The 16,231-nt window shown below is 71.9% G+C and carries 16 protein-coding genes; 12 read left to right on the top strand and 4 right to left on the bottom strand.

Translation table 11 applies throughout. The features are described from left to right. The first annotated feature begins 447 nt into the window (after nt 1–447). Nucleotides 448–1,125, top strand: coding sequence for an LAETG motif-containing sortase-dependent surface protein (locus KS423_RS18315; protein WP_224280620.1), 678 nt, complete (start codon nt 448–450; stop codon nt 1,123–1,125). Between the two features lie 74 nt (nt 1,126–1,199). Here KS423_RS18315 and KS423_RS18310 read toward each other — a convergent pair whose 3' ends face one another. Together KS423_RS18310 and KS423_RS18305 are read right to left on the bottom strand one after the other, a co-directional pair. Then, nucleotides 1,200–1,919, bottom strand: coding sequence for an ABC transporter permease (locus KS423_RS18310; RefSeq protein ID WP_224280622.1), 720 nt, complete (start codon nt 1,917–1,919; stop codon nt 1,200–1,202). An 83-nt stretch (nt 1,920–2,002) separates the two neighbouring features. Continuing rightward, nucleotides 2,003–2,929 (bottom strand): ABC transporter ATP-binding protein, encoded by a 927-nt coding sequence (locus KS423_RS18305; RefSeq protein ID WP_224280619.1) that lies wholly within the window; start codon nt 2,927–2,929, stop codon nt 2,003–2,005. 168 nt (nt 2,930–3,097) lie between these two features. Between KS423_RS18305 and KS423_RS18300 the strand changes: the two genes are divergently transcribed. The 9 genes from KS423_RS18300 (at nt 3,098) to KS423_RS18260 (ending at nt 10,682) form a co-directional block, all read left to right on the top strand. Beyond that, a complete protein-coding gene (locus tag KS423_RS18300; RefSeq protein WP_224280618.1) occupies nt 3,098–3,949 on the top strand; it encodes a metalloregulator ArsR/SmtB family transcription factor in 852 nt (283 codons plus the stop codon). Between the two features lie 9 nt (nt 3,950–3,958). Then, on the top strand, nt 3,959–5,374 hold the full coding sequence (gene sufB / locus KS423_RS18295) for a Fe-S cluster assembly protein SufB (protein WP_224280617.1): 1,416 nt from the start codon (nt 3,959–3,961) through the stop codon (nt 5,372–5,374). A gap of 55 nt (nt 5,375–5,429) precedes the next feature. Then, the gene (gene sufD, locus KS423_RS18290) at nt 5,430–6,662 is read left to right on the top strand and encodes a Fe-S cluster assembly protein SufD (RefSeq protein WP_224280616.1); all 1,233 of its coding nucleotides are present in this window, start codon (nt 5,430–5,432) and stop codon (nt 6,660–6,662) included. Nucleotides 6,663–6,667: 5 nt separating this feature from the next. After that, complete coding sequence (locus KS423_RS18285; RefSeq protein ID WP_224280615.1) at nt 6,668–6,985, top strand: bifunctional 3-phenylpropionate/cinnamic acid dioxygenase ferredoxin subunit; 318 nt, start codon at nt 6,668–6,670, stop codon at nt 6,983–6,985. A gap of 6 nt (nt 6,986–6,991) precedes the next feature. Then, nucleotides 6,992–7,756: a Fe-S cluster assembly ATPase SufC gene (gene sufC, locus KS423_RS18280; protein WP_224280614.1), complete on the top strand. Its 765-nt coding sequence runs from the start codon at nt 6,992–6,994 to the stop codon at nt 7,754–7,756. Further along, on the top strand, nt 7,753–9,012 hold the full coding sequence (locus KS423_RS18275) for a cysteine desulfurase (RefSeq protein ID WP_224280613.1): 1,260 nt from the start codon (nt 7,753–7,755) through the stop codon (nt 9,010–9,012). Before sufC ends, KS423_RS18275 begins: the two co-directional genes overlap by 4 nt. A 20-nt stretch (nt 9,013–9,032) precedes the next feature. Then, nucleotides 9,033–9,485 (top strand): Fe-S cluster assembly sulfur transfer protein SufU, encoded by a 453-nt coding sequence (gene sufU, locus KS423_RS18270; protein ID WP_224280612.1) that lies wholly within the window; start codon nt 9,033–9,035, stop codon nt 9,483–9,485. A 22-nt stretch (nt 9,486–9,507) separates the two neighbouring features. Further along, nucleotides 9,508–9,897, top strand: coding sequence for a metal-sulfur cluster assembly factor (locus KS423_RS18265; RefSeq protein ID WP_224280611.1), 390 nt, complete (start codon nt 9,508–9,510; stop codon nt 9,895–9,897). Nucleotides 9,898–10,022: 125 nt separating this feature from the next. Beyond that, nucleotides 10,023–10,682, top strand: a complete 660-nt coding sequence (locus KS423_RS18260; RefSeq protein ID WP_224280610.1) for a Uma2 family endonuclease — start codon at nt 10,023–10,025, stop codon at nt 10,680–10,682. 63 nt (nt 10,683–10,745) lie between these two features. On the opposite strand, the gene KS423_RS18255 is transcribed toward KS423_RS18260, so the two are convergent. Next, a complete protein-coding gene (locus KS423_RS18255) occupies nt 10,746–12,077 on the bottom strand; it encodes an MFS transporter (RefSeq protein ID WP_224280609.1) in 1,332 nt (443 codons plus the stop codon). A gap of 332 nt (nt 12,078–12,409) precedes the next feature. Between KS423_RS18255 and KS423_RS18250 the strand changes: the two genes are divergently transcribed. Further along, on the top strand, nt 12,410–14,029 hold the full coding sequence (locus KS423_RS18250; protein WP_224280608.1) for a hypothetical protein: 1,620 nt from the start codon (nt 12,410–12,412) through the stop codon (nt 14,027–14,029). A gap of 23 nt (nt 14,030–14,052) precedes the next feature. On the opposite strand, the gene KS423_RS18245 is transcribed toward KS423_RS18250, so the two are convergent. Then, a complete protein-coding gene (locus tag KS423_RS18245) occupies nt 14,053–14,526 on the bottom strand; it encodes a VOC family protein (protein WP_224280607.1) in 474 nt (157 codons plus the stop codon). Between the two features lie 136 nt (nt 14,527–14,662). On the opposite strand from KS423_RS18245, the gene KS423_RS18240 reads away from it, so the two are divergent. Then, nucleotides 14,663–15,955: a hypothetical protein gene (locus KS423_RS18240; RefSeq protein ID WP_224280606.1), complete on the top strand. Its 1,293-nt coding sequence runs from the start codon at nt 14,663–14,665 to the stop codon at nt 15,953–15,955. The last annotated feature ends 276 nt before the right edge of the window (nt 15,956–16,231 follow it).

The following is a 16,231-nucleotide window of genomic DNA, read 5'->3' as shown; positions in this document are numbered from 1 at the left end:
GGTGCTGCCGCTGGCGATCGGCGGTGCGGTCGTGCTCGCGGCCGGCGGCGCGATCGTGGTGGCCGCCCGGCGCAAGGCGGCCAGGAAGGCCTGAGCCGGCCGGGCCGGGCCGCGGCGTTCGAACGGCCGGAAGGCCGGAACGGCCCGGAGGTTCGTCGGCTGACTGAATCGGAGCCCTCGGTGATTGAACCCGATCGCCGAGGGCTCCGTTCTGTCTTGAAGGTGACGAAGTCCATTCAGGATTGCCGAATCCGCGTTCCGCGAGGTGGCGGCTGTGATGGGCTGGTCATGCACATCAGAAGACGGACGGACAGTCGATATCCGGTCGTACGGCGGGGTGTGGCGGGGTGCGGGAGTGCCGGTAGAGTCCCCCGGACAGTCGTAGCGGGCCACCGCGAACCACTCAACACGCCTGCTGCACAGGACCGTTCGGAGGGGAACAAAGCAATGGCACGACAGCAGCGGCACTTCGCGATCGGCGCGACGGCACTGGCCGGAACGGCTGCGGCCGGTTTTCTCCTGCCCCTGGCGCTGGCCACCAACGCCTCGGCGCACGTGCCGAGTTGGTCGGTGACCTGCGACAAGGTCTCGATCGACCTGATCAACTACAGCGGCAACGAGACCGTGAAGAACACCGTCAGCCTCACCATCGACGGCGAGAAGGTGCTGGACGGCAAGATCTTCCCGAAGGAGTACCACGGCACCTTCCCGGTGAAGGACCACGATGCCCCGATCAAGGCGAACCTGGTGGTCACCACCACGGAGAACCCGAACGAGAAGGGCTGGAACATCAACGAGACCAAGACCATCGAGCCGTGCCACACGCCGACGCCGACCCCGACCCCGACCCCGACTCCCACCCCCACCAAGACGCCGACCCCGACCCCGACGCCGACCGTGACCACGACCCCGCCGGTCACGCCCCCGGCCACCCCGACCCCGTCGGCCACCCCCACCCCGAGCAAGACCCCCGCCCCGGCGCCCACCACCAGCGCGCCGGCGCTCGCCCAGACCGGTAGCAGCGACGCGACCCCGATGATCGCGGCGGCCGGCGGCGGCGTGCTGCTGGTCGGCGGTGCGCTCGTCCTGCTCGCCCGCAAGCGCCGTGGCGGCAGCGAGAGCTGACGTCGCATGAGCCGATGACCCCAACGCCCCCCGGCCGAAGACGGCCGGGGGGCGTTGCGCGTCGCTCCCGCGGGCTACTCCCAGCGGAAGAAGCGGGCGGCCGCGGCCAGGCCGAGCACCGACCAGCCGGCCAGGATGCCGAGGTCCGCCCACGGCACCCCGGCGCCGGCCTGGAGCACCGACCGCAGGCCGTCCGAGAGCGCGGAGATCGGCAGCAGCTCCAGCACCGACTGCACGGCGGAGGGGAACCTGCTCAGCGGCACGATCACCCCACCGGCGAGCAGCAGCAGGATGAACACCAGGTTGGCGCCGGCCAGGGTGGCCTCGGCCTTCAGGGTGCCGGCCATCAGCAGGCCGAGCCCGGAGAAGGCGGCGGTGCCGAGGACCAGCAGCGCGGCGACGGTCAGCGGGTTGCCGTGCGGGGACCAGCCGAGGGCCAGTGCGATCACCGACAGCAGCGCGACCTGCAGCGCCTCCGTCACCAGGACGCAGCCGGTCTTGGCGGTCAGCAGTGCCCAGCGCGGCAGCGGGCTGGCGCCGAGCCGCTTCAGCACGCCGTAGCGGCGCTCGAACCCGGTGGCGATGGCCTGGCCGGTGAAGGCGGTGGACATCACGGCCAGTGCGAGCAGGCCGGGGGCCAGGAAGTCGACCCGCTTGCCGGGGCCCTCGACCGCGACGATGTCCACGGCGGAGAACAGCACCAGCAGCACCGTCGGGATGACCACGGTGAGCAGCAGCTGCTCACCGTTGCGCAGCAGCATCCGGGTCTCGAACGCGGTCTGGGCGAGCAGCATCCGGCCGACGGGCGCCGCGCCGGGCCTGGGGGAGTAGTCGGTGGACACGGCGCTCACGCTCGGGGTCCCCTCACTTCGTTCGCTCACGAGCGCAGCTCCCGTCCGGTCAGGTCGAGGAAGACGTCCTCCAGGCTGCGGCGCTGGACGGACAGCCGTTCGGGCAGGATGCCGGAGGCCGCGCACCAGCCGGTGACGGCGGCCACCAGCTTCGGGTCGACGGGAGCCTCGACGAGGTAGCTGCCGGGGGCGGTCTCGGCGGCGGTGGCACCCTCGGGCAGCTCCTTGAGCAGCGGGCCGAGGTCGAGGCCGGGCGGGCCGTCGAAGCGCAGCGCGCTCTCGGCGCCGCCGCGGCACAGCTCCTCGGTGGTGCCGTCGGCGATCACCCTGCCGCGGTCGACGACGGCGACCCGGTCGGCGAGCTGCTCGGCCTCGTCCATGTGGTGGGTGGTGACGACCACGGTGACGCCGTCCCGGCGCAGGTCGCGTACCAGCTCCCAGGTGGCCCGGCGGGCCTGAGGGTCGAGGCCCGCGGTGGGCTCGTCCAGGAAGACCAGCTCCGGACGGCCGACCACCGCCATCGCCAGGGCGAGCCGCTGCTGCTGGCCACCGGACAGCCGCCGGTAGGTGGTGCGGCCGCAGGAGCCGAGGCCGAGGCGCTCGACCAGGGCGTCGACGTCCAGCGGACGGGCGTGCAGCCTGGCGGTGTGCCGCAGCATCTCGACGGCGCGCGCGCCCGCGTACACGCCGCCGGACTGCAGCATGACGCCGATCCTCGGCCGCAGCGCGGCGCTCTGGGCGACCGGGTCGAGGCCGAGGACGCGGACGGTGCCGGCGTCGGGGCGGCGGTAGCCCTCGCAGGTCTCGATGGTGGTGGTCTTGCCGGCGCCGTTGGGGCCGAGGACGGCGGTGATCGTGCCGGCCGGGATGGTGAGGTCGAGACCGTCCACCGCTAGCTTGTCGCCGTAGCGTTTGACCAGCCCGGCGATCCGGACCGCGGGTTCGGAGTGCATACCGGCGAGTGTAAGAGCGGCCGGACGTGCGGCCCTCCGGGCGGGGGGTATCGGCGGTCCGGCGGCCGCTCCCGCAGGCCAGGTAAGGCTTGCCTGCGTGACAGATGACACCGATGAGGCCTGGATCACGGCTTGTCCCGGCGGAAGTAATTACGCAACACTGGTGTTGTGAAAAACATGCGCGAGCACGCCCAGCAGCAGGAGGTCGAGTCGGCCTCCTCCTGTGACGTGCCCGTGACGGCGGCCGAGGTGCTGCTGGAGGGCCACCGGGCCACCCGGGACCGGGTCGCGCGGTCGATCCTGGACCACGGCCCCTCCTCCGCCGCCGACCTGGCGAGCCGGCTCGGCCTCACCGCCGCCGCCGTCCGCCGCCACCTCGACGGGCTGACCGCCACCGGCCTGGTCGAGTCCCGTGAACAGCGGGTCTACGGCAGCCGCGGCCGGGGCCGTCCGGCCAAGGTCTTCGGCCTCACGGACGCCGGCCGGGACGCCTTCTACCAGGCGTACGACCAGCTCGCGGCGGACGCCCTGCGCTGGATCGCGGACTCGGTCGGCGGCGGCAAGGCGGGCGAGGAGGCGGTCGCCGCCTTCGCCCGCGCCCGGTTCGGCAAGCAGGCCGAGAAGTACCTGGAGGCCCTGCGCCTGGCCGCCGCCGGGGAGCGCACCGAGGCGCTGGCCCAGGCGCTGAGCGCGGACGGGTACGCTGCCACGGTGCGGCGTGTCCCGTCGGCCGCGGCCAAGGCCCCCGCGGGCGCCCAGCTCTGCCAGCACCACTGCCCGGTCGCGCACATCGCCGAGCAGTTCCCGCAGATCTGCGAGGCGGAGACCGAGGTCTTCTCCCAGCTCCTGGGCACCCATGTGCAACGGCTGGCCACGATCGCCCACGGCGACGGGGTCTGCACCACCTATGTGCCGGCATCCGGTGCCGCATCGTCGTCCGCCCGGCTGCCTTCGGGCCGCGGCTCCGATGCAGCGCCGACTGCCGGTACGTCCACCGAAGATTCTGCGTCCGCGCGTTAGGAAGCTCGCATGACTGACACCGTTTCGCACCCGGAGCTCGAAGGCCTGGGCAATTACGAGTACGGCTGGGCCGACCCGGACACCGCCGGTGCCGCGGCCAAGCGCGGGCTCAGCGAGGAGGTCGTCCGCGACATCTCCGCGAAGAAGAACGAGTCCGAGTGGATGCTCAACCTGCGTCTCAAGGGCCTGAAGCTGTTCGGCAAGAAGCCCATGCCGACCTGGGGCTCCGACCTCACCGGTATCGACTTCGACAACATCAAGTACTTCGTCCGCTCCACCGAGAAGCAGGCCGAGTCCTGGGAGGACCTGCCGGCGGACATCAAGGCGACGTACGACAAGCTCGGGATCCCCGAGGCGGAGAAGCAGCGCCTGGTCGCCGGCGTCGCCGCGCAGTACGAGTCCGAGGTCGTCTACCACCAGATCCGCGAGGACCTGGAGGAGCAGGGCGTCATCTTCCTGGACACCGACACCGCGCTGCGCGAGCACCCGGAGCTGTTCAAGGAGTACTTCGGCACCGTGATCCCGGCCGGCGACAACAAGTTCGCCGCGCTGAACACCGCGGTGTGGTCCGGCGGCTCGTTCATCTACGTGCCGAAGGGCGTGCACGTGGACATCCCGCTGCAGGCCTACTTCCGGATCAACACCGAGAACATGGGCCAGTTCGAGCGGACGCTGATCATCGTCGACGAGGACGCCTACGTCCACTACGTCGAGGGCTGCACCGCCCCGATCTACTCCTCCGACTCGCTGCACTCGGCGGTCGTGGAGATCATCGTCAAGAAGGGCGGCCGCTGCCGCTACACGACCATCCAGAACTGGTCGAACAACGTCTACAACCTGGTCACCAAGCGCGCCGTGGCGTACGAGGGCGCGACCATGGAGTGGGTCGACGGCAACATCGGCTCCAAGGTCACCATGAAGTACCCGGCCGTCTACCTGATGGGCGAGCACGCCAAGGGCGAGACCCTGTCGATCGCCTTCGCGGGCGAGGGCCAGCACCAGGACGCCGGCGCCAAGATGGTGCACATGGCGCCGAACACCTCCTCGCACATCGTCTCCAAGTCGGTGGCGCGCGGCGGCGGCCGGACCTCCTACCGCGGCCTGATCGAGATCGGCGAGGGCTCGCACGGCGCCAAGTCCAACGTGCTGTGCGACGCGCTGCTGGTCGACACGATCTCCCGCTCGGACACCTACCCGTACGTGGACGTCCGCGAGGACGACGTGTCCATGGGCCACGAGGCGACCGTCTCCAAGGTCAGCGAGGACCAGCTGTTCTACCTGATGAGCCGTGGCCTGACCGAGACCGAGGCGATGGCGATGATCGTCCGCGGCTTCGTCGAGCCGATCGCGCGCGAGCTGCCGATGGAGTACGCGCTGGAGCTCAACCGGCTGATCGAGCTCCAGATGGAGGGCGCGGTCGGCTGACGCCCAGCCGCAGACCGCCCACCGACTTTTCGAGGAAGAGAGCACTACGACAGCCATGGCTGACGTCCAGAACACCACCGGCTCCACCACCGCCGGTTCGATCGAGGTCGGCACTGCCGGCGCGGGCGCGCAGCTCGCCGGCCCCGGCACCGGCCGCACCGCGGTCCAGCAGCCGATCGACGCGCGCGTCGCGGTCAAGCCGTCCTTCGACGTGAACGACTTCCCGGTGCCCAGCGGCCGCGAGGAGGACTGGCGGTTCACCCCGCTGCACCGCCTCGGGGGGCTGCACGACGGCACCGCCGCCGCCTCCGAGCGGGGCGAGGACAAGGTCGAGTTCTCCCTGCCGGACGGCGTCACCGCCGAGACCGTCGGCCGGGACGACGCCCGTCTGGGCAAGGCCGGCACGCCGGTCGACCGGGTCGCCGCGCAGGCGTTCAGCGCCTTCGAGCAGGCCCTGGTGGTCACCGTCCCCAAGGAGGCGGTGCTGGCCGAGCCGGTCAAGATCGACGTGCGCGGCGAGGGCGGGGTCCGCTTCGCCCACGTGGTGATCGACGTCAAGCCCTTCGCCGAGGCCGTCGTGGTGCTGAACCACGCGGGCACCGGCACCCGGGCCGCCAACGTCGAGCTGCTGGTCGGCGAGGGCGCCAAGCTCACCTTCGTGTCCGTGCAGGACTGGGAGCGCGACGCCGTCCACGTCGCCCAGCACAACGCGCTGGTCGGCCGGGACGCCTCGTTCAAGTCCGTGGTCGTCACCTTCGGCGGCGACCTGGTCCGCCTGCACCCGCGGGTCAACTACGCCGGCCCCGGCGGCGAGGCCGAGCTGTTCGGCCTCTACTTCGCCGACGCCGGCCAGCACCTCGAACACCGCCTGGTGATCGACCACGACACGCCGCACTGCCGGTCGAACGTGGCGTACAAGGGCGCGCTCCAGGGCCAGGATGCCCACGCGGTCTGGGTCGGCGACGTGCTGATCCGTGCCGCTGCGCTCGGCACCGACACCTACGAGCTCAACCGGAACCTGGTGCTCACCGACGGCGCCCGGGTCGACTCGATCCCGAACCTGGAGATCGAGACCGGCGAGATCGTCGGCGCCGGCCACGCCTCGGCGACCGGCCGCTTCGACGACGAGCAGCTGTTCTACCTGCAGGCCCGCGGCATCCCGGCCGACGAGGCCCGCCGCCTGGTGGTGCGCGGCTTCTTCGCCGAGCTGCTCCAGCAGATCGGCGTGGCCGAGGTCCAGGACCAGCTCATGGAGAAGATCGACGCCGAGCTGGAATCGGCGGTCTGAGCCCGATGACCTTCCTCCGTGCCTGCGCGCTGAGCGACCTCCAGGAGGACGTTCCGAAGCGTGTGGACCTCAATGGCGTGCCGGTCTCCGTCGTCCGCACCGACGAGGGGGTGTTCGCGATCAACGACACCTGCTCGCACGCGAACGTCTCGCTCTCCGAGGGCGAGGTCGAGGGCTGCATGATCGAGTGCTGGCTGCACGGCTCCAGCTTCGACCTGCGCACCGGCAAGCCCTCCGGCCTGCCCGCCACCAAGCCGGTCGCTGTCTACCCCGTAAAGATCGAAGGGGACGATGTGCTCGTCTCCGTCAACCAGGAGTCCTGAGTACACATGGCAACCCTTGAAATCCGCGACCTGCACGTCTCCGTGGAGGCCGAGAACGGCCCGCGCGAGATCCTGAAGGGTGTCGACCTGACCGTGAAGCAGGGCGAGACCCACGCCATCATGGGTCCGAACGGCTCCGGCAAGTCCACCCTGGCCTACTCGCTGGCCGGCCACCCCAAGTACACCGTCACCGGCGGCTCGGTGCTGCTGGACGGTGAGGACGTCCTGGAGATGTCCGTCGACGAGCGCGCCAAGGCCGGCGTCTTCCTGGCCATGCAGTACCCGGTCGAGGTCCCGGGCGTCTCGGTCAGCAACTTCCTGCGCACCGCCGCCACCGCCGTCCGCGGCGAGGCCCCGAAGCTGCGGCTGTGGGTGAAGGAGGTCAAGGAGGCGATGGCCGCCCTCCAGATGGACCCGGCCTTCGCCGAGCGCAACGTCAACGAGGGCTTCTCCGGCGGTGAGAAGAAGCGCCACGAGATCCTCCAGCTGGAGCTGCTCAAGCCGAAGATCGCGATCCTCGACGAGACCGACTCCGGCCTGGACGTCGACGCGCTGCGGATCGTCTCCGAGGGCATCAACCGGGTCCGTTCGACCGGCGAGGTCGGCACCCTGCTGGTGACCCACTACACCCGCATCCTGCGGTACATCAAGCCCGACTACGTCCACGTCTTCGCCGGCGGCCGCATCGTCGAGTCCGGCGGTGCCGAGCTGGCCGACAAGCTGGAGGACGAGGGCTACGAGGCGTATGTGAAGGGGGGCGCGTCCGAGTGACGCATCCGTTTGCGGGACTGCTCGACACCGACGCGATCCGCAAGGACTTCCCGGTCCTCCAGCGGCTGCTGCACGACGACAGGCCGCTGGTCTACCTGGACAACGCGGCCACCTCGCAGAAGCCGCGCCAGGTGCTGGAGGCCCTGAACGCCTACTACGAGCGGCACAACGCCAACGTCCACCGTGGCGTGCACGTGCTCGCCGAGGAGGCCACGGCGCTGTACGAGGGCGCCCGGGACAAGGTCGCGGCGTTCGTCAACGCGCCGAGCCGCAACGAGGTGATCTTCACGAAGAACGCCTCGGAGTCGCTCAACCTCGTGGCCAACATGCTCGGTTGGGCCGACGAGCCGTACCGGGTGGACGCCGACTCCGAGATCGTGATCACGGAGATGGAGCACCACTCCAACATCGTCCCGTGGCAGCTGCTGTCGCAGCGCACCGGTGCGAAGCTCAAGTGGTTCGGGCTGACCGACGAGGGCCGGCTCGACCTGTCGAACATCGACGAGCTGATCACCGAGAAGACCAAGGTGGTCTCCTTCACCCTGGTCTCCAACCTGCTGGGCACGGTCAACCCGGTCGAGGCGATCGTCCGCAAGGCCCAGTCGGTCGGCGCGCTGGTCGTCATCGACGCCTCGCAGGCCGCACCGCACATGGTGTTGGACGTGCAGGCGCTGGAGGCCGACTTCGTCGCCTTCACCGGCCACAAGATGCTGGCCCCGACCGGCATCGGTGTGCTCTGGGGCCGTCACGAGCTGCTGGAGGACCTCCCGCCGTTCCTCGGCGGCGGCGAGATGATCGAGACCGTCACCATGGGCTCGTCCACCTACGCCCCGGCGCCGCACAAGTTCGAGGCCGGCACCCCGCCGATCGCCCAGGCGGTCGGGCTCGGCGCGGCCATCGACTACCTCCAGGGCATCGGCATGGAGAAGATCGCGGCGCACGAGCACGCGATCACCGAGTACGCCGTCGAGCGGCTGCTGGAGGTCCCGGACCTGCGGATCATCGGCCCGCGCACGGCCGTGGACCGCGGCGCCGCGATCTCCTTCACCCTCGGTGACATCCACCCGCACGACGTGGGCCAGGTGCTGGACGAGCAGGGCATCGCCGTGCGCGTCGGCCACCACTGCGCGCGGCCGGTCTGCCTGCGGTACGGAATTCCGGCGACCACGCGGGCGTCGTTCTACCTGTACTCGACGCCGGGCGAGGTCGACGCGCTGATCGACGGCCTGCACCACGTCCGGAACTTCTTCGGCTGACGGGACGGGGCAGGACGACCATGAAGCTCGACTCGATGTACCAGGACATCATCCTGGACCACTACCGCAACCCGCACGGCAAGGGGCTGCGGGACGGCGACGCCGAGGTGCACCACGTCAACCCGACGTGCGGCGACGAGATCACCCTGCGGGTGAAGCTCGACGGCGCCACCGTCGCCGACGTCTCGTACGAGTCGCAGGGCTGTTCGATCAGCCAGGCGAGCGCCTCGGTGCTCAACGACCTGGTGGTCGGCAAGTCCGTGGGCGAGGCGCAGGCGGTCCAGGAGGCCTTCCTGGAGCTGATGCAGAGCCGGGGCCAGGGCGAGGGCGACGAGGAAGTGCTGGAGGACGCGGTCGCGTTCGCCGGCGTCTCCAAGTACCCGGCCCGGGTCAAGTGCGCCCTGCTCAGCTGGATGGCCTGGAAGGACGCCACCGTCCAGGCGCTCGCCCAGAACCCCGCCACGAACGACTGAATCCGCAGAGGAGGACAAGACCATGAGTGACGAGAGCACCACCGACGCCACGGCCTCCACCGCGGAGGAGCAGACCGGCGGCATCACCGGCACCACCGCCGGCACGGTCTCGGTCGAGGACCTGACCGAGGCCCTGATGGACGTCGTCGACCCCGAACTGGGCATCGACGTCGTCAACCTGGGCCTGATCTACGGCGTCCACATCGACGAGTCCGACGTGGCCACCATCGACATGACGCTCACCTCGGCGGCCTGCCCGCTGACCGACGTCATCGAGGACCAGGCGAAGACCGCCACCGACGGCCTGGTGAAGGACCTGCGCATCAACTGGGTCTGGATGCCGCCGTGGGGCCCCGACAAGATCACCGATGACGGCCGCGAGCAGCTCCGCGCCCTCGGCTTCAACGTCTGAGGACGGTCCGTTCGTCAACCTGCTGCCGCGCAAACCTCTCCCTTCGAGCGAAAGGTTTGTGCGGCAGTGGTATATCTGCGACCGGGCGGCCAGGCTGGAGCCGCGACCTCGGAGGGAGCGACGTGATGGCTGTGGAAGCGATCGGACACTGGACGTTGCCCGACTCGGCGTACGCCATGTGGGTCCGCGGAGAGCTGGCCGGCTATCTGCGTCTGCCCGACGACGGCACGCGGGTCGAGGTCATCGGAGGGGAGTTCGTCGTGTCACCGGCGCCGGTCTACGCCCACGGGGGGATCCTGTCGGACATCCGGCGGGGCTTTGAACGTGCCTGGTTCACCGACCCCGATTTTCCGTGGCGGGCCGTACAGACCGTGAACCTGGACCTGGTCGAGATCGGCGACGGTTACATCCCCGACATGGTGGTCGTGCACCGGGACATCGATGCCGCGAAGCGCGCCGATGAGGCGCTGCACCTCCACCCGCACGAGATCGATCTCGTGGTCGAGGTCACCTCGTCCTCCAATGCCCGCTATGACCGCCGCCCGGCCTTCGGCAGGCAGGTCAGGTCCACCAAGTGGACCGGGTACGCCCGGGGCGGGGTGCCGTACTACCTGCTGGTGGACCGCGACCCGCGGCAGTCCGGCGTCACCCTGTTCGGGGAGCCGAACCGGGGGGAGGGGACGTACGAGGTGCTGGGCGAGTGGAAGTCCGGAGAGTCCGTCCGACTGCCGAAGCCGTTCGACGTCGAGATCGGCACCGACGCGTGGAAGCCCTGGAGCGCATAGATCGGTACGACGCCGCTGCCCGGGACTTCCGAAGGAGTCCCGGGCAGCGGTGTTCGTGCGTGGTCAGGCCTGTCGGGGCTTGCGGGCGACGGTGAGGGCGAGGGCGGCGCAGGCGAGGGCGGCGAGGGCGGCGAAGCCGCTGACGGAGGGGAGGAGGCCGTAGCGCTGGGCGAGGGCGCCGAGGGCGATGATGGGGGCGGAGCTGCCGAGGTAGACGATGATCCAGAGGGCGCTCAGTTCAGAGCCCCGGCGTTCCGGGTCCATGGCGGCGACGGCGGTGGTGAACAGGGAGCGGAAGGCCACGCCCTGGCAGATGCCGCCGAGGACGCTGCCGATGAAGAGCAACGCCGGGGTGCCGGTGTACCCGGCGGCGACGACCAGGCCGAGGCCCGTGGCCAGGCCGGTCATGCCGAGGGCGGTCACCACGCGGTCCGAGGTCGGCGGGACGATCAGCTGGGTGGCGGCCGAGGAGCCGAGCAGGAGGGCGGCCACGATCGCGCCGACCAGCTTGGAGTCGGTGTGCAGCAGCTTGGCGGCGAAGGCCGGGGCCAGGCTGAGGTAGACACCGAACACCGCGTAGGAGATGAACCCGGCCGTGGCGGCGAGCAGGAACTCGCGGCGGCCGGTGCGCGGCAGCCGCAGGCGCTGCGGGCGCAGGTGGGCCGGGGTGGTGATGCGGGGCGGCGAGGCCGGCGGGCGGTTGCGGCCGGGCATCCGGGGGTGCACCAGGGCGAGCGGCAGGCAGAGTGCGAGCAGGGCGATGGCGTGCAGCAGGAAGGGCGTCAGCAGCGGATCCGAGCCGCCGGCCAGCAGGGCGCCGACCACCGGGCCGAGTGCGACGCCACCCGCGGAACAGGCGAGGGTGATCTTGGGAGCCAGGGCCGGGTGGTCGGGCAGCAGGTCGCCGAGGGCGGCTCCGGCGGCGCCGGTGGACAGACCGACGGCGATGCCCTGGACGGCCCGGCCGGCGGCGAGCTGCCAGAAGCTGCCGGAGGTGGCGAACACGACGTCGCCGACGGTGGACAGCGCGACGGCGGGCAGGATCAGGGCGCGTCGGCCGAGGTGGTCGGACCAGTGGCCGACCACGGCCAGCACCGGGACCAGCGCGAACACGTAGATCGCGAAGAGGACGGTGGTGTCGAGCGCGGTGAGGTGCAGCCGCTGCTGGAGGAGCGAGTAGATCGGCGTCGCGAGGTTGGCGCCGATCAGCATCAGCAGCAGGGCGGCGGCCACCAGGCCGACGCGGACGCCGCGCAGCGCGTTCCAGCGGCTGATCGCGGCGAGCTGGAGCTGGGCGCGGGGCGCGAGCTCCAGGGGAAGCAGGGCCTCCGACAGTCGGCGTCCGTCGAGCTGCGCGGTGCGCAGGCCGGAGCCGGCGGGGGAGAGGTCCGCCATGGCAGGGGTCTCCTGTGGCCGGGCACCACCGGGGTCGGCGGGGTGTGCCGGCGCGCCCGTCCGGAGGCGCTGTGGTGGTGGCCGCGGTTACGGGCTCCCTGGTGGGGCGAGGTGAGCTGAAGAAGAGGGGCTTCGTTGCCCGGTGGCCCGTACGGGGTGTGCACGGTGCCACTAGCTCGAAGGATAAAGGGTGGGTGCACGGAGGCGGCGCGCGCCCCTGTGCGCGCTCCCAGAGGCCGGGCATCGGGGGTGCCCGGCCTATACGCTGAGTAGGTAGATCGAGTACGCGGAGCTGTTCGAGCTGACCGCTGGCTGAGGGAGTGCACACGACGATGGCCGGACGACGTCGGAAGAACACGGGAGCTTCGGCGGATGAGGGCACGGCCGAGACCGTGCTGCCCGCCGACCTGGAGCTCCAGGACCTCTACGGGGCGTTTGCCGCGCACGGGCTGGATGACGAGGACCTGGACGACGCGGCCGTCCTGGTCCCGCCGGTGAAGCTGCCCGCCGAGCGCGAACTGGCGGAGCAGGCGAAGGCCGTACCGATGTTCGGGTACGCGCTGACGCTGGCTCGCTGGGCCGCCCCGCACCGGGCGGTGGACGAGTTCGGCGACCTGGTCGAGGAGGACCGGGCCCCCGCGGCCCGGCTGCTGGGCCTGGCGCCGGCCGAGGGCGAGGTGCCCGAGGAGGCCGAGGTCGAGGCGCTGCGGGCCTGGTCGCTGGCCTGCGACCTGGACCTGGTGGAGCTCGGCACGACCGCGGAGGGCGAGCACGTCGCGGTTCCGGGCCCGGACCTGGAGCCCGCCGAGCAGGGCGACCCGGAGACCGTCCTGGAGCTGTGGCTGACCGCCGCCGGGATCGTCCGGGAGCTGGCCGTCGAGGCGGACTCGGTCCCGGAGGAGGCCGAGGCCGAGCGGGAGCCGGCCGGGGACGGCGAGGAGGACGAGGACGGGCTCTCCGAGGTCGAGGAGGCCCGTGACGAGGCCGCCGAGCTGCTGGACGAGGCCCTGCAGGTGCTCTACGAGACCACCGCCTTCGCCGAGCCGGGCAACGAGACCGTGCCGCTGGGCGTGCTGGCCGCGCTGCTGGTGGTCCCGGAGGGCGAGGAGCCGAGCGAGGAGCTGCTCGGCGACATCACGGACGTGATGGTCGCGCTGGACCCGATGCTGGGCGACCTCGCCGAGCTCGGTCTGCTGGACTACCGCCCGATCGACCCCGAGCTGTTCGACGAGGAGGACGGCGAGGAGCCCGCCGTGGTCGGCGAGGAGCCGCTGGGCGAGGAGGAGTCGGCCCGCTTCGGGCTGGTCCGGCTCACCCCGCTCGGCCAGTACGGCATCCGGCAGTGGCTGCTGGAGGACGGCTACGACGCGCCGCTGGTCGGCGACCTGGCCAAGGGGGACGCGGCCGAGCTGCTGCGCGGGGTGTGCGAGTCGGCCAACGTGCTGCCGGAGGAGGAGCTGCGGGTGTGGACCGCGGGCCGGGAGCCGGTGGCGGCGGCGCGTGAGCTGCTCGCGGCGGCGCGCGGCACCGACGGCTACGGCCCGCTGCGCCGGATGCTCTGCGTCTCGGCGCTCAACCTGCTCGGGCCGGACGCGGCGCCGGCGGTCCGGGAAGTCATGGACGACCCCGAGCTGGGCGGCGCGGCGCGGGCCTGGCTGGCCGCGCAGGGGGCGACGGACGTGCCGGTGCCGGACCGGGCGATGGCGCTGTGGACGGTGGTCGACACGTTCGCCGCCCAGCTGCTGGACAGCGGCGGGGACGCCGAGCTGCTGCGCGAACTGATCACCGACCTGCCGGTGAACGGCGATCCGGCCGGGTGGTTCGGCGAGCTGTGGCGGGTCGACCACCCGTACACGGCGGACGTCCTGGAGGCGATCGGGGAGCTGCACCCGGACCGGGCGGTGGCCAAGGAGGCGCGCAAGGCGGCCTTCAAGGCGCGCTCCCGGAACTGAACCGGCAAGGCGGGCTCCACACCTCAGGGCAGGTCCAGCGAGCCGTCCTCGGTGAAGGGGAAGAACGGGTTGTGGGCCAGCTCCCAGAGGTGGCCGTCCGGGTCCTCGAAGTAGCCGGAGTAGCCGCCCCAGTCGGTCGGGACCGGAGGCTTGACCACCACGGCGCCGGCCTCGACCGCCGTCCGCAGCGCGGCGTCCACCAGCGCGGGGGACTCCAGGTTCACCGCGAGGGTGACGCCGCGGAAGGAGGGCTCGCCGGTGGAGGGCACGCCTGCGTCGGCGGCCAGCTCCTCGGTGGGGAAGAGGCCGAGCGCCGAGTCGGCGGTGCGGAACCAGACGATCTCCGGGCTGGAGGCGGCGGACCGCTTCCAGCCGAGCGCCTCGTAGAAGCGGGCGCTGCGGTCGAGGTCGGTCACCCCGAGGGTGACGATGCTGATCCGGGCGGGGAAGGTGCCCTGCGCGGTCCGGTCCTGTGCTGTGTGGTTCTGTGCTGTCATGCCGCCAGGTTAGGGAGGGCGGCTGACAACCGGGTGTCCTGACACGACCACCGCCCCCGTCCGGAGGCGGAGCTGATGACCCGGCAGCTGCGGGCACGTAAGGTGGCGTCGGCGGTGCGGGTGCGAGGACTCGGGGGTGCGGCACAGGATGATGCGGGAGAGCGGCGGCAGGCACCAGAAGCGGAACGCCGGGTCCTCGGGGTCCGCCCCGGCTCCGGACCGTCGGGTCCGGGAGGACCGTTTCGCCGGTCGGACCGCGGACCGGCCACTGGACCGGTCGGCCGACCAGCCCGCCGACCGATTCGCCGACCGGTTCGCCGACCAGGAGGAGTTCTCCCGCCGGACCCTGGCGGCGGCCGACTTCCCGGTGTACGGCGTGGTCGTCTCCCGGGCCATCGCGGGCGAGGCGCCGACCGGTGGGGCGCCGGCCGGTGAGGCACTGGCCGCCTTCGAGACCTCCGGCGGCGAGCTGCGCTGGGTCGAGGTCCAGTGCGGTGACTGGCGCTCGGCGGCCGGCCCGTACGTGACCGTGCGCACCTACCGGCCGGGGGCCGAGCGGGGCGAGCAGCTGCCCGAGCTGGAGGACCTGGTCGAGGACGAACGGGACCGCGTCTACGAGCAGTTGGGCTTCGACGAGGGCGACGGGCCGGGCCGGGTACGGGCGTTGCGCGTGTGGATCACGGTCGACGGCGAGCCCTGCGCGGTGGAGGTGCACGAGGACCGGCCGGTGCCGGAGCCCGGCGCCCCGGCGTCGGGCGGGCCGGAGCCGGTGTGGGCCGGGCGGCTGCGGGTCGGCGGGCTGACCGTGACGGTGTGCGGGCGCGGGGTGGCCCCCGGCGTGGTGGAGCTCGGCTCGATCGGCGACTTCGAGCGCTGCCTGCGCGGGCGCACCGAACTGCTGCGCGACCTGGCCGCCCGGCGGGCCCGCCACGTGCCGGTCGAGGAGCGCGAACTGCCGCCCGCCGTCGGGATGGAGGCGCACCGGGCGCTGATCGCGCAGACCGTCGCCGAGTCCGCCGCGATCGAGGCGCAGGTGCGGGTCGGGCGCACGCCGAGGCTGCCGCGCGGGCTGCGCGGGGAGGTCGGCGCGGTGCGCTGGGAGGCGGCGGTGCGCCAGCAGATGCGGCTGGCCACCGAGACCCGGGATGAGGCCGTGGCGGCGGTGACCTCGATGGTGAACCACCTCAACCGGCTGTCCCAGCAGACGCATTGGCTGGTCGGCACGGCGGAGGGCGAGGCGGCCGTCGAGGAGGTCGTCCGGTACACGGTGTTCGCGAGCGAGGTGGCGAGCCTGCCGGCGCAGCGGGCCTGGGCGCAGCTGTGGCGGGAGCGGCCGGGCGGCGGCGGGGCGGAGGTCTGGGAGGAGCAGCGGCTGGCCGAGCAGCTGTGGCTGTCGGCCTGGGAGCAGTGGCGGGCGGCGCGGCGCTGACACGGCCTGTTCGTTCCGACCGGGCACGCGTAAAGCAGAGGTCATGCGATGGTCATCGGTCGGCAAATGGCCGCCTGGGTGTGAGGTGGACGTCATGCCGGGTTCACCCGTCCGGCGGAGCCTGCTGGGCGTCGGCATCCCGCACCGACGCCCCCGCTCATCCTCAGGAGTTGCTGCCATGTCGCTGTCCCGCCGGGACTTCGTCAACCGTTCCACCCTCGTCGGGGCCGGCGTGCTGATCGCCGGCAGCGCCGAGGCGCTGGCCAGCGCCCCGGG

Source organism: Streptomyces sp. LS1784 (assembly GCF_020103755.1).
Lineage (GTDB): Bacteria > Actinomycetota > Actinomycetes > Streptomycetales > Streptomycetaceae > Kitasatospora.
Note: the sequence above shows the minus strand (reverse complement) of the source record. Positions and strands in the feature narration are given on the sequence as shown.

What these genes read in the sequence shown, in the direction of transcription:
- KS423_RS18260 (WP_224280610.1), top strand. Translation starts at nt 10,023, where the DNA reads ATGGCTGTGGAAGCGATCGGACACTGGACGTTGCCCGACTCGGCGTAC.
- KS423_RS18255 (WP_224280609.1), bottom strand. Translation starts at nt 12,077, where the DNA reads ATGGCGGACCTCTCCCCCGCCGGCTCCGGCCTGCGCACCGCGCAGCTC.
- KS423_RS18245 (WP_224280607.1), bottom strand. Translation starts at nt 14,526, where the DNA reads ATGACAGCACAGAACCACACAGCACAGGACCGGACCGCGCAGGGCACC.
- sufU (WP_224280612.1), top strand. Translation starts at nt 9,033, where the DNA reads ATGAAGCTCGACTCGATGTACCAGGACATCATCCTGGACCACTACCGC.
- KS423_RS18315 (WP_224280620.1), top strand. Translation starts at nt 448, where the DNA reads ATGGCACGACAGCAGCGGCACTTCGCGATCGGCGCGACGGCACTGGCC.
- sufC (WP_224280614.1), top strand. Translation starts at nt 6,992, where the DNA reads ATGGCAACCCTTGAAATCCGCGACCTGCACGTCTCCGTGGAGGCCGAG.
- KS423_RS18285 (WP_224280615.1), top strand. Translation starts at nt 6,668, where the DNA reads ATGACCTTCCTCCGTGCCTGCGCGCTGAGCGACCTCCAGGAGGACGTT.
- KS423_RS18310 (WP_224280622.1), bottom strand. Translation starts at nt 1,919, where the DNA reads ATGCTGCTCGCCCAGACCGCGTTCGAGACCCGGATGCTGCTGCGCAAC.
- KS423_RS18305 (WP_224280619.1), bottom strand. Translation starts at nt 2,929, where the DNA reads ATGCACTCCGAACCCGCGGTCCGGATCGCCGGGCTGGTCAAACGCTAC.
- KS423_RS18265 (WP_224280611.1), top strand. Translation starts at nt 9,508, where the DNA reads ATGAGTGACGAGAGCACCACCGACGCCACGGCCTCCACCGCGGAGGAG.
- sufB (WP_224280617.1), top strand. Translation starts at nt 3,959, where the DNA reads ATGACTGACACCGTTTCGCACCCGGAGCTCGAAGGCCTGGGCAATTAC.
- sufD (WP_224280616.1), top strand. Translation starts at nt 5,430, where the DNA reads ATGGCTGACGTCCAGAACACCACCGGCTCCACCACCGCCGGTTCGATC.
- KS423_RS18250 (WP_224280608.1), top strand. Translation starts at nt 12,410, where the DNA reads ATGGCCGGACGACGTCGGAAGAACACGGGAGCTTCGGCGGATGAGGGC.